This window comes from Actinopolyspora sabaoui (assembly GCF_051225635.1).
GTDB lineage: Bacteria > Actinomycetota > Actinomycetes > Mycobacteriales > Pseudonocardiaceae > Actinopolyspora.
Genome location: NZ_JBMIHH010000004.1, coordinates 286,147 through 303,484, shown reverse-complemented (window position 1 = coordinate 303,484; position 17,338 = coordinate 286,147). Strand labels below are relative to the sequence as shown.

Genomic DNA, 17,338 nt, shown 5'->3' with positions numbered 1-17,338 from the left:
TGGTCACGGTGCCCCTAACGTTCCTCGATGCCACGCGGTACGGACAGGACCTGGTCGCTGATCAACCTGGCCCCGCCGACCACTCCGGCCGCCGCGGCCAGTTCGGACAGCACGATCGGGAGATTGCCGGTGGCCAGCGGTAACGACCTGCGATAGACAGCGCTGCGCATCTCGGCCAGCAGGGAGTGGCCCGCGCCCGCCACACCACCCGCCACCACCACCAGCCCGGGATTGAAAAAGCTGACCAGGCTGGCCAGCACCTGCCCCACGCGGTGCCCGCCACTGCGCAGCAGTTGTACCGCTACGGGATCACCCACCGAGACGGCGTCGGTGACGTCGGCGGCGGAGAGTGCCCCCGACTTCTCGAACAGCTCGGCCAACCGTGGGGAACTACCGGCCCGCGCGGCGGCCATCGCGTCCCGGGCCAGCGCTGTGCCGCTCGCGTAGGCCTCCAGGCAGCCACTGTTTCCGCAGGCGCAGGGCGGACCGTTCTCCTCGATCTGGATATGACCGATGTCGCCCGCGCTGCCCGACACACCTCGATGCAGCTCGCCACCGACGACGATGCCGCAACCGATACCGGTGCCTATCTTGACCAGCAGGAAGTCGTCGACGGAGCGCGCCACGCCCGCGTGCAGTTCACCGAGAGCCATCAGATTGACGTCGTTGTCCACCTGTACCGGCACACCGAGCGCCTGGCTCATCGTCTCGCGCACCGGGTACTGATCCCACCCCGGCATGATCGGTGGGGCTACCGGAGCTCCGTCGCGGAAACTCACCGGTCCGGGGATGCCGACACCGGCACCGTGGATGTCCGGTGCGGTGCCGTCCGCTCGTAGCTTGCTCAGCAGGTCCAGTGCGGTGTCCAACACGGTGTCGGGGCCGTTATGGACTCCGATCTCTGCGCTGCTGTGCCCGAGAACATCGAGCTGTCCGTCGGTGACGGCGACATCGACGGAGGTCGCACCGATATCCACACCGACGAACCGCAGGTGTTTCGACAGTCGGACGATCGAGGAACGGCGTCCGCCCCGGGAAGCGGCGAACCCGCCCCGCTCGACGAATTCCAGCTCCGTGAGGCGATCCACCTCGTGGGCCAGTTTCGACCGCGAGAGTTTGAGTGCCTCGCCCAGCTCCGCTCGGGAGTGCGGGCCACTGTCCCGCAGCAGCCGCAGCAGTCTTCCCTGCTGGGGGTTTTCCGGGCGTGATGCGATACGCGGCACCGTTTCTCCTCCCGTGTCCGAATTGCTCACCGGGCGAGGTGAGACGTTAATCACGTTCAGCGGGATGTGGCAATACTAGTGCCGATTTTGAACGAACTTTTGCTGTGTTGAGAACAAAGTTTGTCCGTCGTTCAGTGGTGTTGATTGCTCCGTTCGCAGTAACGAATGGATCAATTGGGGTGATCTTCGTTCCCGTATCTACTGTGGAGCTGTTCCCGCTTTTCGGTCGCCTCGGTGCCTCCGGTGCACCGGGTTCGAGTATCCGGACGACTCGGTGGGAAGCTTCGGTACCCGTGAACCAGCCCCGTGCCTCCCACCGCTCCGCGAGCTCGATCCGCTCCGAGGCCCCGGTCGCGACGATTCGGTCCGCCCATTCCCGAGCGGTGGCCGTGCCCTACCGAACCGAGGTGGCGCGATCCCCGTTTCAGGACGAGGGGCGTGACCCGAGCATCTCCGAGTGGTCCATCCCGAGCCGGTAGCCCCGTTTGACCACGGTCTGCACCAGTCGTTTTGCTCCCAGCGCGGTTCGCAACCTGCCGATCGCCGTCTCGACGGCGTGTTTCTCGCCCCCGTTCGGCAGCGCCGCCACCAGTTCCTCGCGAGCCACCACTCTCCCCGGGCGTTCGGCGAGTTTGCGCAACAGCGCCATCGGGACCGGCGACACGGAGCGTAGCTCGCCGTCGACGAGCACCCCCTGCCCGCGTAGTTCTATCTCCCGGCCGCCGATTCGTAGGTATTTGCCCCGCTGTGGCAGGGAGTGCGAAATCGAACGCACCAATGATCCGAGTCTGGCCCGTTCCGGGAACGTCACCGCCACATCGATCTCCCGCAGCGGGCGTGCGCAAACCGGACCCACGCAGGCCGCCACAACGTGTTCCCGGAACGCCGTGAGCAACCCTTCCCATCGTCCGGTGTGCCTGGCCAGTTCCAACAGGCTGGTCACGGCGGGGGCGCTGGTGAAGGCGAGTGCGTCGATACGCCGGTTCATCGCGGCCTCCACCAGACCGTCGAGCGGGGTGGTGTCCAGTGGCGCCGCCCACCGATACACCGGTAGCTCGATGACCTCCGCCCCCGCCGCACGCAACTGCTCGGTGAACTCCGGCATCCGCCGACCGTGCAGCTGTACCGCGATCCGTTGTCCGCGTACCCCTTCCGTGAGCAGTCCGTGCAGTATTTCCGAGTTGCTTTCCGAGTCGGGGCACCACGCCTCGTGAAAACCGGCGGCCCGCAATGCTCCGGTGGACTTCGGCCCTCTGGTGAGCAACCTGGCCTCCCGCAGATGTCGGGACAGGTCCGGTGCCAGTCCCCAGCCCTCCGCGGCTTCCAACCAGCCGCGGAATCCGATACCCGTGGTGACCACGACCTTGTCCACCGGTCGGTCCGCCAGGTTCCGGCTCGCCTCGAACAGTTCCCGGTCATCGGCCAGCGGAAGGATGCGGATGGCGGGAGCGTGCTGCACCTCCGCGCCTCGTCGGCGCAGCATGGTGGTCAGTTCCTCGGCTCGTCTCGCCGCGGTCACCCCCACGGTGAAACCGGTCAGTGGCCCTGCCCGCCGTGTTGTTTCCTGTCGTTGTGCTGTCATCCCGCGCTCGGTTCGCGCTCACGTGGCTGTCGAGGAGGAGCCGCGCGGTGCTGTTGGCGGTGCGCCTACGTGCGCCTCCCCGGTCGGCTGCTGTTCACCCATGCTCGTACTCGCTGATGTCGTGCTTGGTTCGAAGTGGTTTCCTGCCTGTTACGGAGTTCTCGCGGTGGGGCGTTGCCCGATGTCGGGTCACCCGGAGCGAGAGCCGGCGGGAGGTTCCGCCCAGGGAGCAACCTGACAACCCGACCGGAAAACTCCGATCAGATGTGGGCGTAGGAGAGGTTGGGGGCCCGTTCGATGGCGAAAGTGCTCCGCACGTAGAACCACCAGGTGACGAGAACGCATGCCAGGAAGAACACGAGAATCGCGAGCAGTGCCGGGATCAGCGTTCCGCCAACCTGCAACGAGAACTTGAAAACCAGGTTGATGAGGACACCGCCGAAAGCGCCGACCGAGCCCACGATCCCCACGACCGCGCCGGCCTGGCGCTTGGCCGCTTTCTGCGCGCCCTCCATGTCCTCGCCGGTTCTCGCCACCCGTTCGTTCGTCTCGGTCCGAAATATCAACGGAATCATGCGATAGGTGGAACCATTTCCTATGCCGGTGAACACGAACAGGAGCACGAACGAACCGAAGAACAGCGCGAAGCTGTCGGCTCGGACGCCGAGAAGTACCCCCATTGTTCCCAGGGTCAGTCCCACGAAGTTCCACAACGTTATCCGAGCCCCGCCCATCCTGTCGGACAACCAGCCACCGATCGGTCGTGCGATCGAGCCGATAAGAGCTCCGAGGAATGCGATACCGGCGAATTGCGAGAAATCGCTGAAAGCGATCCCGATAAGTGATGGAAAAGCGAACGAGAAACCGATGAAGGATCCGAACGTTCCGACGTAGAGCAGTGCCATCACCGGAGTGTGCTTGCTGGTCAGTGCTGCCCGGTAGGAGGTGTTGTCCGGTTTGGCCGCCGTCAGGCTGTTCATGAAGAACCACGAACAAGCCGATGACACGATGATCACGGGCATCCACATCAGGGCTGCGTAGGAGAGGTTGACTCCGGTGCCCAGGTGGATCGCGAACGGCACGAGCAACTGGCTCACGGCCACGCCGATGTTGCCGCCCGCGGCGTTGATTCCCAGCGCGAGTCCCTTGCGGTCTTCCGGGAAGAAGAAGGAGATGTTGGTCATCGAGGATGAGAAGTTACCGCCCCCCACTCCCATGACAGCGGCAGTGAGGAGAAAGAACCAGTAGGGGGTTCCCGCCGCGGTGACGGCACCGGCGAGCATCGCGCACGGAACGAGTAACAGCGAAGCACTCGTGGTTGTCCATCCCCTGCCGCCGAATCGTGGTATGGCGAAGGTGTATGGAATGCGCAGCGCCGCCCCGACCAGGTTCGGCAGAATCAGTAGCCAGAACGTCTGCCCCACGGTGAACGCGTAGCCGACGTCGTCCAGGCTCACCACGACTATGCTCATCAACGTCCAGACGTTGAATCCCAGGTGTTCGGCCAGTACCGACAACCACAGGTTGCGCCAGGCGACCCGCTTTCCGGTCCGATGCCAGAATCCGGCGTCCTCCGGTTCCCAGTGGTCGATCCAACGACCGGTGAGAGCTTGTTCGGCTTCGGCCGGATTTCTCGCGGCATTCTTGATCGTCATCCGCGTGCCTCCTGTTGGTCGGTCATGCTGGAAGCATCCGAACATGTCGTGATTTCCGATCGGCAACGAGTGATAAACGGTGAGCGAAATTTCGCGCACGCTCGCCGTGGCTCGCTGTGCGTCCCGCGCGTCACCGGCGCTCGACTCTCCGCTCGGGGTGCGTCATCTCGATGCCACACGATCGTGATAATCAAACGTCACTGTTCAGAAGCGCTGTGTAATATCATCAGGTCAGCGTATGCGTTTCTTACGTGAGCGTTCCCAGTATTATGGCTGGGGTACGGGGATATGTGGGGCGAGCTGGAGGCCGTATGACGAGTCTTGGGCGTGTGCGGACGACGGGGCGGCCGACGCTCGAACAGGTGGCCGCGGAGGCAGGCGTGTCGCGAGGCACCGTGTCACGAGTGGTCAACGGCTCGCTCGAAGTCAGCACCACCACGTTGCGCGCGGTGCAGGATGCCATCGACAAGCTCGGTTACGTGCCCAACCACGCGGCACGCAGCCTGGTGACCAGGCGGACCGACACCGTGCTGCTCGTGGTTTCGGAATCCGAGGCACGGGTTTTCGACGAGCCTTTCTTCGCGGGAGTCGTGCGTGGGCTCGGGCAGGAGCTGGCGAAGACGAATCTGCAGCTCAACCTGATGATGGCCAGTGGTGCCCGGCAACGGGACAGAGTGGAGCAGTTGGTCGGCAACGGCCACGTCGACGGTGCGGTGCTGATTTCGCTGCACGGTGATGATCCCCTGCCGCGCAAGCTTGTGGAAGTGGGAGCACCGGTCGCATTGAACGGCCGCCCGCTCTCCTCGGAGGTCGCCGTGCCGTTCGTCGACGCCGACAACCTGGCGGGGGCGAAGAGTGCCACCGAGTACCTCTACCAGTCCGGCAGGCGGCGTATCGCGACCCTGGCCGGTCCGCAGGACATGGCCGCCGGTATAGATCGGTTGGCGGGATATCGGACTGCTCTCAAGTCGCGGCGCGGGGTGACGCGGGTTGTCGCGCAGGGCGACTTCGGACAGGCCAGTGGTGAGCAGGCCATGCGGGACGTGCTCGAACGTGACAGCGAAGTGGATGCCGTCTTCGCTGCCAGTGACCTCATGGCAGCGGGCGCGATGCGAGTGCTGCGCGAAGCGGGTAAACGCGTGCCCGAGGACGTCGCGGTGATCGGTTTCGACGATTCCGACGTGGCTCGCAACACCGAGCCGGCCATGACCAGTGTCGCGCAGCCGGTGCAGCGGATGGGAACCGAGTTGGCGAAATTGCTGATCACGCAGCTGGAGGAGCCGGGGCGCAGCCTGGATCCGGTGATCCTGCCGACCGAGCTGGTGTGCCGCGGTTCGGCCTGACCGAAGCTCCCCCACGGGGGTGCTCGGCTCGCTGTGCGGGGCCTTCCCGCTCGCGTCGCTCGTTCACGCGGCAGCGAAACGGGCGGGCACGAGCCCGTGCCCGCCCGTTCGTCAGTGTCGGATCAACCGACGTTGACCGAGAAATCGTTCGTGGCGAGGCCGGTGCCGTTGACCCACGGCTCGAATCCCGCCTGCACACTGTTGAGGTACCAACTCGGTTCGACCGAACCTCGTTCGACCGCGTCGGCGCTGAAGGCAGTCAAATCGAGATCGACCGAATCGGTCGTTTCCGTCCGCACGTAGCTGATCACGTTCCACCCGACGTTGCCGGTCCAGACCTCCCACTGAGCGCCATCTATGGTCACGGTGCCCACTGGTGATCCGATCGGCTGGATGTCCCCGCGGTGGTCGAGCCAGATCATCAGTTCGGCGGCGTTCTGTCCCGACTTGCTCGGCTGCGGGTCGAACCAGAGATCGTAGGCGGCGTTGTAGGTTCCGGTTTCGGGGGTGGTGATGTCCCAGCTGGTGGTGGCATGGGTCATTCGGTCGGCGCGTACCGGCAGTCCGGTTCCCGTGGTGCAGTTGCCGTAGTGGCAACCGGCGTAGATGGAGGGATAACCCGCCGGTGAGCCGTTGGTGGCCTTGTCGTGGTTGGCCGTGGTCACCGTGAACGAGCTGCCGTCGACGTTGATGCACTGCTGGGTGTCGGCGCCCCACACGTTGTTCTGTACGATGTAGCGTCCACCTTCGACCTGGGTGGAGGCGTACTTGCCGCACATGGTGGTGGCGGGTTGTGCGGCGGCCGCACCCGTGCTCAACGAGCTCAGTGCCAGCCCGGACACGGCGAGTGCCAGCGCGGCACGTCGCCCGCGGTTGTTTCCGTTGAACATCGAAACGTAGTCCTATCCGATCCGGTGAATGCTTCGGATTCCGTCCTCGAGCTCGAGCGCCGCCTCACGGCGGCCCGTCGAGCCGCGTAACCGGTCCGTCGTCAAAGTGGTGACGGGAACACCGAACGGGCCACGGTCGTCGTGTCCCGTCACCACGGTTGACCGAGCAGTCACGAGGTGACGATCACTCGAAGATCACGTCCGAGCAGTTGTAGAAGGCCTCCGGGCTGTCCGAACGCTGCCAGATCGAGTAGATGAGGTGCCTGCCACTCTTGTCCGGTAGCTCGGCCTGCCAGGTGTACTCGTCCCCGTGCGGTCCGCTGCCGTTGATCGGCGGGTTGGTGACCGTGTTGAAGGGCTCGGGTTCCAGGTCTGACCAGGCGAGTGGTTCGCTTGGGTCCCAGCTGTCCTTCGTGACGTACTGGTACCAGGTCCCGGGGTGTGCGGCCCAGGCGTTGTACCGCAGGGTGACCGTCTCTCCGGCGGGCATCGTGGTGGTCGGCCAGTCCGTACGGGCCATGTTGTAGGCGTCGAAGGTCTCCGTGGGACCGCACAGCTTCCCGTCGGGAATCCGCTCGCGATGGTTGTCGCCCACATCGCTGATCAGATTGCCGAACCAGTTCCACAACGCGGTCTTGCCGCCGCGCTCGATCGCCTCGGCACAGGCCGGGTTGGTGGGGGCGAGGTCACCACCCTGGCCACCTTCCAGCCCGTTCACATAGCAGGCGTAGGTCCTGGTTTTCGGGTACGTGAATCCGCCGTGTGCCTGTGCCACACCGGGATTCATCGTCGAGGCGAAGAGTGCGACCGCCGCGCCCAGGGCGCCGAGGGCGATCATTTTTCCTCGTAATCGCATTTCTGCTCCCGTTTGGTTTTCTTTGTGGCCGCTGTTTATTTTAGTGAGCACCCCCGGGGGGACAAATGGTGCGATCAGGTGATTTTGTGCTCTGTGGCGATCGATCTTGGTTTTCGCTCTCGTCGGCGGCTTTCTCGGTGTCGGGGTGGAATATTTTCGGCTTGACCCCGGGGGCCGGGAAAATTTGATCATTGTTGGTTTCGGCGGTTCGATATGTGAAAAACCGTCCCGCCCGAATTCGGTCGGACGGGACGGTAGTGGTTCCGGCTGATCTACCCGGCGCGGTGGGTCAATCGAGCCGGATCAAATTGTCGTGGTTGCTCCGTTCAGTTCGTTCCCTATCGGGAAGCGGCGGTGCTGATCTCCGGATGGGCGTTCTGCACCAGCATCTTGAACTGCTCGTGGAACCAGTGACCCGCCAGAGGTGAGTTCGGCAGCGCGCCGGTGGGGTTGTTACCCGCGTTGGGGGCGACGTAGTCGGGGTCGCACATCGGATCGGCGTGCTTGCCCTCTTCGTTCGGGATCTCCTCGCTGTTGCCGTCGGACTCGCCCGGCGGTTTCGTCCACACGAATGCGTCGATGTTCGCGTTCGGATGTCCGGACGGGGCCGCCTGCGGAGGCACGCCGATTCCGGCACCGCTGACGTTGCACCACAGGCCGCGGTGGGCACGGCGGTCCACCTTCGATTCCTCGATGTAGGTGTTCAGATTGGTGCTGGAGCTCTCCTGGGCGGGTCGTTCCGAACCGCCCCAGCCGTTACGGCCGGTGTCGATGATGGTTCCGACGTTACTGGGCCAACCGTTGCTGACGAGCTGGTCGTGGAGGCTGGCGGCGAAATCGGACTCATCGAAGTTGGGATTCCACTCGTAGAACTGTCCGGACCTGACCTGGTTCCCGCCCACCTGAGCGTTGGGATCGGTCAGGAATGGTTCCTCAGTGGGTGTGTAATTCGAGGTGTTGGTCGCGAAACCGTCGACGCTCTGGAAACCCGCGTCGGTGTTCTGCACGACGTCGGTGTAGAGCTGTACCGTCTGGGTAAGATTGTTGTTCCAACCCAGCCAGCCGGAATGCGCGAAATCCATGTAGGTGTAGACGTTGGAAATGTCGTGCAGCTGGTTCAGCGCGTACTGCACGGCGTCGACCTGGATCCCGCTGGACTTGGCCTCGGCACATTCCGGATCGTCCAGGTTGGTGACCAGATTGGGCAGCCCGTCGGGCTCGATCACCGTGGTGATTCGGATGTCGTTGTACTTGGGGTCGTCCATCACGTCGGTGATGGCGTCGATGTAGTCGGTCTTGTAGCGCTGCAGTCCTTGCTGCGTCAGCGGCAACTCGCCGTTCGAGGCCAGTGCCGAGCAGTCGCGCCCCGGCAGGTCGTAGATGACGAACGAGGCCGTGATCGGACCGGAGCCCTGCTGCGCGAGGGCCTCGTCGAGGTGCTCGCGCAGACTCAGTCGTCCACCGTTGTCCTCGCCGCCCTCGATGGCCGCGATGCGGTCGAGCCACACCGCGGTGGGGTACGACTTGACCTGCTGCATCTTGGCTTTCAGGTCGGCGTCCTGGGTCTGGTCGATGGAGGACTGGACATTCTCGGCATAGTCGGGATTCACGTAGGAGGTGGCTCCCTCGAAGGGATTGTCCACATGGGCGGGAGCTGCCTCCGACGAGGCCGGGGCCAGCATGGGAACCGCCGCCGTCATCGCCAACGCGAGGAATCCCGGTACGACGCGACGCCAAGTCGGTCTGCGCCCCTGTTCGGGTAATGAGTTGGATGGCATGCGAGATGCTCCTTGCCGTTTTCGGTTCTGCCGGGACCGGTTGGCGGCCCGGCCACCGGCGACTGAGCGCAGCGAGGAAAGCTACGCCGAATCACTCCTCCCGAACCCGGAACCACTCGGTGATCCAGATCACTGGGAGCGCTCCCAAGGTAGCGACTCGAACGCGTTGCGTAAACCCCTGAATGTGAACTCCCTTGTGGTGTCGAACCGGCCGCGGCAGTGGTTGATCACTTTGTGTTGTCCGATGTGGCTGCTGTGTCAGCATGTTGCCCTCGGCTTTCGTGTGACTTACTTGACAATCCGCGGGTCCACGAGCAGTCTTTCACGACTAGTGAGAGCGCTCCCAGCAAGACGAACGAGTGAGCCGGTGGGGGAGATGTCCGGGCGTGCGCTTCGCGCGCCGGGCGTGGCTTCCGGCTCCGTCGACGCCGCGACAAGGAGTGGTAATGCGGCATAGAAGGTTATCCGGGGTGATCGTGCTCATCCTGGTGCTGGCCTCGAGCCTGTTGTCGGGGTGCGCCCGGGAGCAGGACGACGAGCGGACCCTGACCTACTGGGCGAGCAACCAGGGCAACAGTCCGCAACAGGACCGCAGGATTCTGAACGAGGAGTTCGAGAAGTTCACCGCCCGTACGGGTATCGAGGTGAACGTCGAGGTGATCGGCTGGGGGGATCTACTGAACAAGATTCTGGGTTCGGCTGTTTCCGGAGTGGGACCGGACGTGGTCAACCTCGGAAACACCTGGGCGGCTTCGTTGCAGGCGACGGGTGCCTTCGTGCCGTTCACCGAAGAACGGATGCAGCGGTTGGGCGGACGGGACCGTTTCCTGGAAACCAGCATGAGCTCCACCGGCATGTCCGGTAGGCCACCGTCCTCGGTCCCGTTGTACGGACTTTCCTACGGAGTCTTCTACAACAAGGCGATGTTCCGTGAGGCGGGAATCGAGCAGCCCCCGGAGAACTGGTCGGAGTTCGTCGACGTCGCTCGCGACCTCACTCGGCCGAACCAGGATCAATGGGGGATGACGCTGGCAGGTGCCAGCTACACCGAGAACGCGCACTTCGCCTTCATGCTCGGGAACCAGGAGGGGGCTCAGCTGTTCGACTCGAACGGCAGGGCGACGTTCGCCTCGCCGCAGATGGCCACCGGGGTGCAGCGCTACGTGGAGCTGATGAGCGAACACGAAGTGGTCAACCCCGATGACGCCGAGATCGGCTCGGCCACCGAGGCGGTGGGCAATTTCGCTACCGGTGAGGCGGGGATGCTGGTGGCGCAGAACAGCGCGATCGCCGCGATCCGTGCCGCCGGGATGAAGGACAGCGAGTGGGGGGTCTTCCCGCTCCCGACTCCGGATCCGTTGCCCGAGGGAGGAGAGGCGGTCCGCAGTCACGTCGCCGGAACCAATATCGCGGTGTATCGCAACAGCGAGAACAAGGACGCTGCGATCGAGTTGGTCAAGTTTCTGACCAGCGCCGAAGAGCAGAGCATCCTCAACGAGAAGTACGGCAGCCTGCCCGTGGTCTCGGATGCCTACGACAATCCCGCTTTCAACACCGACGCGTTGCGAACTTTCTCTCGAATACTCGCCGAATCCTCGAAGCGAGTTCCGATGATTCCCAACGAGAACCGGTTCGAAACCACTGTGGGAGCCGCGGTGCGTGATCTGTTCGCCAGGGCGGGCACCGACCGTTCGGTGCGCCGCGAGGACATCGCGGAGGCGCTGGACGAGGCACAGCAGAAGATGCGGAGTGGCGGAGGTTCGACACGATGACGGTGACCAGCACCGCTTCGACGGCACCGCCTTCCGGTGCCGAGCCGAACGGTTCCCGAACCAGACGTCCCTGGATCAGCAAACGCAGTGTGCCGTACCTGCTGCTGGCACCCGCGCTCTTCTTCGAGTTGCTGGTGCACATCGTGCCGATGCTCGGCGGGCTCTGGATGAGCTTTCTACGGCTCAACCAGTTCTTCCTGCGCGAGTGGATGAGCGCTCCGTTCACCGGACTGCAGAACTACCGCTTCGCGCTGGATTTCCACGGCGCCGCCGGGGTCGAGCTGTTCCAGTCCTTCGCCGTGACCATCGCCTTCGCCGTCATCACCGTTGGGGTGTCCTGGGTGATGGGGCTGGCAGCGGCACTGTTCCTGCAGCGGTCCTTCCCCGGCAGAACCCTGTTGCGCGGGCTGTTCCTGGTGCCCTACGCACTGCCGATCTACACCTCGGTGATGATCTGGAAGTTCATGCTCGACCGCAGCGACGGAATGGTCAACGCGACGTTGTCCGACCTGGGGCTGGGCGGCGAACGTTTCTGGTTGCTGGGCAACAACGCGTTCCTGAGCCTGACGGTGACCGCGGTATGGCGGTTGTGGCCGTTCGCCTTCTTGGCCCTGATGGCGGGACTGCAGTCCATTCCGACCGACATCTACGACGCCGCCGCGGTGGACGGCGCCGGGCTCTGGCAGCAGATACGCACGATCACTGTGCCGATGTTGCAGCCGGTCAGTCAGGTGTTGATCCTGGTGCTGTTTCTGTGGACGTTCAACGACTTCAACGTTCCCTATCTGCTGTTCGACCAGGCGGTTCCCTCGTCGGCGAATCTCATATCGATCCACATCTATCAGAACTCGTTTTTGACCTGGAACTTCGGCCTCGGCTCGGCCATGTCGACCCTGCTGCTGTTGTTCCTGCTCGTCATCACCGCCGGGTATCTGATGCTGACTTCGAGGAGGAGTCGCAATGCGTGAACCACGCTGGTTCCAGTGGGTTCGCGGTGTAGGACTGTGCCTGCTGACGCTGTTCACCGTCATACCGCTTTACGTCATGGTGACGACCTCGGTGAAGCCGTTGTCCGACGTGCAGGACACGTTTCAGTGGTTTCCCTCGGCACTGACGCTGGAGCCCTACGTCGACATGTGGTCGACCGTGCGGCTGGCCGACTACTTCGTCAACAGCGCCGTGGTCTCGTTGGGGGCGGCCGCCTTCTCGGTGTTGATAGCACTGTTCGCCGCCTACGCCATCAGCCGTTACCGTTTTCGTGGCCGTGACGCCTTCCGGTTCACCGTGCTTTCCACCCAGATGTTTCCGGGAATTCTGTTCCTGCTGCCGCTGTACCTGATCTACGCCAGTGTCGGACAGGCAACGGGAATCGTTCTCCAGGGCAGTCACATCGGCCTGATCATCACCTATCTGACCTTCTCACTTCCCTTCTCGATCTGGATGCTGGTCAGTTACTTCGACTCGATACCGGTCGATCTCGACGAGGCGGCGTACATCGATGGAGCCGGCCCGGTCCAGACGTTGTGGCGGGTGGTGATCCCCGCCGCGAAACCGGGTATAGCCGCGGTGGCGATCTACGCGTTCATGACGGCCTGGGGTGAGACCCTGTTCGCCTCGATCATGACCGACTCCGATTCCACGACCCTCGCGATCGGGCTGCGTGATTACTCCACCCAGTCCACCGTGTACTGGAACGAGGTGATGTCGGCCTCGTTGGTGGTCAGCATTCCGGTCGTACTGGGTTTCCTGGCTCTGCAGCGTTATCTCGTGCAGGGACTGACGGCTGGAGCCGTCAAGTGAGCTGGGGGAGCGAAGCTGTCCCCGGCCGTTTCGTTCGGCGCCTTACGGCGGGTCCGGACTTCGCAACAGCGGAAATGGAGCGAACGAGTTGACTGGCGAATCAACTTTCCCCACCTTCCCTGACGGATTCAGGTGGGGGGTGGCGACCTCGGCCTATCAGATCGAAGGGGCGGTGGACGTCGACGGACGCGGGCCATCCATCTGGGACACCTTCTCGCATCGAGCAGGTGCGGTGGACAACGGTGACACCGGAGACGTGGCCTGCGACCACTACCACCGTTACGGGGAGGACATCGCGCTGATGCGCGAGCTGGGGGTCGACAGCTATCGGTTCTCGGTGGCATGGCCCCGGATACAGCCGCAGGGTAGCGGTCCTCCGAGCAGCGCGGGACTCGACTTCTACTCCCGGTTGGTCGACGAGCTGCTCGCGGCGGGCATCGAACCGTGTCTGACGTTGTACCACTGGGATCTGCCCCAACGACTCGAGGAAGCGGGCGGATGGCGTGAACGCGACACGGCAGGCCGGTTCGCCGACTACGCGGCGATAGTGCACCGCGAGCTCGGCGACCGGGTGCGGCTCTGGACGACACTCAACGAACCGTTCTGTGCCGCGTTCCTCGGCTACGCGGAGGGCAGACACGCGCCCGGGGCCAGGGAAGGCCATGAGGCGCTCGCCGCCGCCCACCACCTCCTGCTGGGGCACGGTGCCGCGACGGCCGCGATGCGTGCGCAGCGTTACGGCGACGAGTCGTTCGGGATCACGCTCAACCTGAATCCGGTGACCCCGGTCAGTGACTCCCCCGAGGACGTGGCCGCGGCCAGGCGTTACGAGTGCTACCAGAATCTGGCGTTCTCCGACCCGGTGCTGGCGGGGACCTATCCGGACATCGAGAGCACGGTGTGGGGCGAGATCAGTGACTTCTCCTTCCGACGCGGTGGTGACCTGGAGCTGATCGGTACGGAGCTCGACTTCCTGGGGGTGAACAACTACTTCCCGGGGTATGTGCGGGCCGCCCCCTTCGAGAGCGTTGATCCGAAGCTGCGCACGGCCGATGACATCGGGGTCGAACTCGATCCTCCCGAGTCGCTGCGACGGACCACGATGAACTGGCCGGTGGAGGCGGCGGGACTGTCGCGCCTGCTGCTGTGGCTCGGCGAACGCTATCCCGAGCTCCCTCCGATCTACATCACCGAGAACGGGACGAGTGGATTCGACGCGCCGGACGGCCAGGGCGAGGTCCACGACGGGCACCGCATCGAGTATCTGGACACTCATCTGCGCGAACTGCGCGGCGCGATGCGTGCCGGTGTCGTCGTGCACGGCTACTACTGCTGGTCGTTGCTGGACAACTTCGAGTGGGCCGAGGGTTACAAGCAGCGTTTCGGCCTGGTGTACGTGGACTTCGAGTCCCAGCGACGAGTCCGCAAGGACAGCTTCGACTGGTATCGCCGCACCGTCGCGCACTCGCGGGAACCCGACGGCTCACTGACCGGCTGACTCCCGTTCTCGATTCCGGCCCCGGTGCGTCCTCGGCACCGGGGCCACGGCCCGCGACTCCGGTCCCGCCCACCGAAGCGCCGCGGGCGGCTTTCACCCACACATCCGAACGAATTGGAATACCGCCATGGCAGAAGTCGAATACCGCGCCGCCACCAGAGCTTATCCGAGCACCCCGCCGGTCCGGGCGGTGGACTCGCTGGATCTCGAGATCGGTGACGGCGAGTTCCTGGTGCTGGTGGGGCCTTCCGGCTCCGGGAAGTCGACGGCACTGCGCATGCTCGCGGGGCTGGAGGACGTCGACGAGGGTGGCATCTCCATCGGCAGTGCCGACGTCACCGGCACACCTCCCAAAGCGCGCGACATAGCGATGGTGTTTCAGTCCTACGCGCTGTACCCACACATGACGGTCGGCGAGAACATGGGTTTCGCCCTGAAGCTGCGCAAGACCCCCAAGGACATGATACGTCGCAAGGTCGCCGAGGCGGCCGACATGCTGGATCTGCGCGAGTTCCTCGATCGCAAGCCACGTGCCCTGTCCGGTGGGCAACGGCAGCGGGTCGCGATGGGCCGGGCCATCGTTCGGGACCCGAGCGTCTTCCTGATGGATGAGCCGTTGTCCAACCTCGACGCCAAACTGCGGGTGGAAACCCGCGCGAACATCGCCGCCCTGCAGCGGAAACTGGGTACCACCACCATCTACGTCACTCATGATCAGGTCGAGGCCATGACCATGGGCGATCGGGTGGCGGTGTTGGACGGGGGAGTCCTGCAGCAGGTCGCCGCCCCACGTGAACTCTACGAGAGCCCTGCCAACTCGTTCGTCGCCGGATTCATCGGATCCCCCGCGATGAATCTGGAGACCGTCCCGTCCCGGGGAGACAGCGTGTTGCTCGGCGGCCATCGGGTCGAACTGCCCCGCGCCGCACAGGCAGCGGCCCGGGGGCTCGACGAGGTGATGTTCGGGGTGCGCCCCGAAGTGCTGCGCCCGGTGCCCGCCGAGGAGGACGGTATCCGGATGGACGTGGAACTCGTCGAGGAGCTGGGTGCCGACGCCCTGGTCATCGGCTCGGTGGACATCTCGGGTGTTGCCAAGCGGTTCACGGTTCGTACCGACGGCCGCGGTGTTCCCAAGGCAGGGGAGACGCTGAACCTGGTGCTGCGGGATCAGGAGGAGGTGCACCTGTTCCACCCCAGCACCGGTCAGCGGCTCGTCATGTGAGCTGGTGGGCGTTGCCACCAGGCCTCAGCGCGGGGCGGGTCGCAGCGCCGTCGCCGCCGAGGGCGCCAGGGGAAGTGTCGGGAACAGCGCGGCCTGGTAGGCGTGATAAGCGTCCGGTTTACCGGCCCACACGGTTGTCGAGGGGCGACCGTCGGCGGTCAACTCGTGGTGCCAACTGCCCTGTCCGTAGTCGATGTGCCTCGTCCGCGCGAAGTCCCAGAAGGTGGCGTACCACCGCTGGTAGTAGGGCTCGGCAGTGCGTCGGTGCAGTGCGGCGGCGGTCAGGACCGCTTCGGCGATGACCCAGTGCATTCGCTCGCGAACCTGCGGGCGGTCCTGCCAGTCCAGGGTGTAGACGAACCCGGGATGGCCGTCGGCGTGCCAACCGTGCTGGATGGCGGCCTCGAACAGATTCCGAGCGTCGGAGATCAGCCAGTTCGGCGACTCCTCCCCGAGGGAGGCTTCCAGCTGCAGCAGTAGCCTGGACCATTCCAGCCAGTGCCCCACAGTGGTGCCGTGCGGGCGGAACGGATCGTGCGGACGGTCGCTGTTGTAGTCCGGTTCGGGCTCCCACCCGGGAGTGAAGTGCTCCGGCAGTCGCCAGCCGTGGGTACGGGCGACCTCGTCGATCAGCGTTCCGGCGATCCGCAGCGCTCGCTGATGCCAGATCCGTTCACCGGTGACGTCGCCCGCAGCGAGCATGGCTTCCACGAGGTGCATGTTGCTGTTGGCACCACGGTAGGACTCGGTGGTCGTCCAGGCTCTGTCCCAGCTCTCCAGCCCCAACCCCGCCTGTTCGTCCCAGAAACGGGACTCGACGGTGCGCAGCGCCTCGGTGAGCAACTCCGCGGCGCCGGGCCGTTCCGCGGCCGCGGCACTACTGGTGGCCAGTACCACGAACGCGTGTTCGTAGGCACCTTTGGTGGTGTCGACCGTACTGGTGAACCAGCCGCCGTGTTCGGAGTCGCGCAGTTGATCGACCAACGCGGCGATGCCGTGGTCGGCGAGTTCCGCGGCCTCCGGTTCACCGAGCAGATGGGCGAGACTGAACACGTGGGTCATCCGGGCCGTGATCCAGGTTTCCACGGGTCGGCTCGGACTGGGGTCTCCGGCCTCGTCCAGCCATCCGAAGCCGCCTTCGGAGCCGCGTGCGGCGGAAGCGAAGTCGAACAGCCTGCGCCGTTCGGCTGTCAGCCACTCGTGGTGTTCCGCGGAGTCGGGATTGGTCAATGTCGTTCCTCTTATCGGGTGGATGCGATGCGTGGTGGCGAGTGAGGACCACCGCGATGGGCGTGACCCGTGCGGACTGAATCGGTACTTCCTCCCACAGACGTCGGACGTTATCGGCACCGGTCCCGGGCGGGCACCACGGGGCGGCGTACTGCGCTCGGTGAGCGTCCGGACGGCAGTGAATACTCTCCGACGGCCGAATCGATTCCGTGTGGGCCACGCGGGTTGTGTGTACCAATTCTGCTGTCCTTCGCAGGGATGGGTACTTGTCGTAACCAATGAATTGCTACCGCCGAACGGGTGACCCGTTTCGGGCGATCGAGATATCGCTTTCTGTGATGAATGGCCACCGGGTCGGGTGACGTGCGATACTTTACTGATTCGATTCCGTTCGATCTGATTCGATTCAAGGTGATTGGGTTCGGAATACCGGGCCGGAGTCTGTCAGGCTTGAAGTGAGTCCGGTCCGGCGATCACCGGCCGACAACG

13 protein-coding genes are annotated in these 17,338 nt (G+C 64.4%); 6 read left to right on the top strand and 7 right to left on the bottom strand.

Annotated features, from left to right (window positions below; genetic code table 11):
• Nucleotides 1-14: 14 nt before the first annotated feature.
• The 3 genes from ACOQFL_RS08920 to ACOQFL_RS08910 all read right to left on the bottom strand — a co-directional run bounded on the left by ACOQFL_RS08920 (nt 15) and on the right by ACOQFL_RS08910 (nt 4,460).
• Nucleotides 15-1,214, bottom strand: coding sequence for an ROK family transcriptional regulator (locus tag ACOQFL_RS08920; RefSeq protein ID WP_435543839.1), 1,200 nt, complete (start codon nt 1,212-1,214; stop codon nt 15-17).
• Between the two features lie 433 nt (nt 1,215-1,647).
• The gene (locus ACOQFL_RS08915) at nt 1,648-2,805 is read right to left on the bottom strand and encodes a uroporphyrinogen-III synthase (protein WP_435543624.1); all 1,158 of its coding nucleotides are present in this window, start codon (nt 2,803-2,805) and stop codon (nt 1,648-1,650) included.
• A gap of 260 nt (nt 2,806-3,065) precedes the next feature.
• The gene (locus tag ACOQFL_RS08910) at nt 3,066-4,460 is read right to left on the bottom strand and encodes an MFS transporter (RefSeq protein ID WP_435543623.1); all 1,395 of its coding nucleotides are present in this window, start codon (nt 4,458-4,460) and stop codon (nt 3,066-3,068) included.
• A 311-nt stretch (nt 4,461-4,771) separates the two neighbouring features.
• Between ACOQFL_RS08910 and ACOQFL_RS08905 the strand changes: the two genes are divergently transcribed.
• Nucleotides 4,772-5,803 (top strand): LacI family DNA-binding transcriptional regulator, encoded by a 1,032-nt coding sequence (locus ACOQFL_RS08905; protein ID WP_435543622.1) that lies wholly within the window; start codon nt 4,772-4,774, stop codon nt 5,801-5,803.
• Nucleotides 5,804-5,925: 122 nt separating this feature from the next.
• On the opposite strand, the gene ACOQFL_RS08900 is transcribed toward ACOQFL_RS08905, so the two are convergent.
• The 3 genes from ACOQFL_RS08900 to ACOQFL_RS08890 all read right to left on the bottom strand — a co-directional run bounded on the left by ACOQFL_RS08900 (nt 5,926) and on the right by ACOQFL_RS08890 (nt 9,327).
• Complete coding sequence (locus ACOQFL_RS08900) at nt 5,926-6,693, bottom strand: GH12 family glycosyl hydrolase domain-containing protein (protein WP_435543621.1); 768 nt, start codon at nt 6,691-6,693, stop codon at nt 5,926-5,928.
• Between the two features lie 184 nt (nt 6,694-6,877).
• Nucleotides 6,878-7,549 carry a lytic polysaccharide monooxygenase auxiliary activity family 9 protein gene (locus ACOQFL_RS08895; protein ID WP_435543620.1) on the bottom strand — a complete coding sequence of 224 codons (672 nt, stop codon included), beginning with the start codon at nt 7,547-7,549 and terminating at the stop codon, nt 6,878-6,880.
• Between the two features lie 338 nt (nt 7,550-7,887).
• The gene (locus ACOQFL_RS08890) at nt 7,888-9,327 is read right to left on the bottom strand and encodes a glycoside hydrolase family 6 protein (RefSeq protein ID WP_435543619.1); all 1,440 of its coding nucleotides are present in this window, start codon (nt 9,325-9,327) and stop codon (nt 7,888-7,890) included.
• A gap of 446 nt (nt 9,328-9,773) precedes the next feature.
• Between ACOQFL_RS08890 and ACOQFL_RS08885 the strand changes: the two genes are divergently transcribed.
• From ACOQFL_RS08885 to ACOQFL_RS08865, 5 genes are all read left to right on the top strand, one after another.
• A complete protein-coding gene (locus tag ACOQFL_RS08885; protein WP_435543618.1) occupies nt 9,774-11,099 on the top strand; it encodes an extracellular solute-binding protein in 1,326 nt (441 codons plus the stop codon).
• Nucleotides 11,096-12,067: a carbohydrate ABC transporter permease gene (locus ACOQFL_RS08880; RefSeq protein WP_435543617.1), complete on the top strand. Its 972-nt coding sequence runs from the start codon at nt 11,096-11,098 to the stop codon at nt 12,065-12,067. Before ACOQFL_RS08885 ends, ACOQFL_RS08880 begins: the two co-directional genes overlap by 4 nt.
• Nucleotides 12,060-12,899, top strand: a complete 840-nt coding sequence (locus tag ACOQFL_RS08875) for a carbohydrate ABC transporter permease (RefSeq protein WP_435543616.1) — start codon at nt 12,060-12,062, stop codon at nt 12,897-12,899. Before ACOQFL_RS08880 ends, ACOQFL_RS08875 begins: the two co-directional genes overlap by 8 nt.
• Nucleotides 12,900-12,987: 88 nt before the next feature.
• Nucleotides 12,988-14,397, top strand: coding sequence for a GH1 family beta-glucosidase (locus tag ACOQFL_RS08870; RefSeq protein WP_435543615.1), 1,410 nt, complete (start codon nt 12,988-12,990; stop codon nt 14,395-14,397).
• 127 nt (nt 14,398-14,524) lie between these two features.
• A complete protein-coding gene (locus ACOQFL_RS08865; protein ID WP_435543614.1) occupies nt 14,525-15,619 on the top strand; it encodes an ABC transporter ATP-binding protein in 1,095 nt (364 codons plus the stop codon).
• A 24-nt stretch (nt 15,620-15,643) separates the two neighbouring features.
• Here the strand turns inward: ACOQFL_RS08865 and ACOQFL_RS08860 are convergent, their stop codons facing one another.
• Nucleotides 15,644-16,849: an AGE family epimerase/isomerase gene (locus ACOQFL_RS08860; protein WP_435543613.1), complete on the bottom strand. Its 1,206-nt coding sequence runs from the start codon at nt 16,847-16,849 to the stop codon at nt 15,644-15,646.
• Between the last annotated feature and the right edge of the window lie 489 nt (nt 16,850-17,338).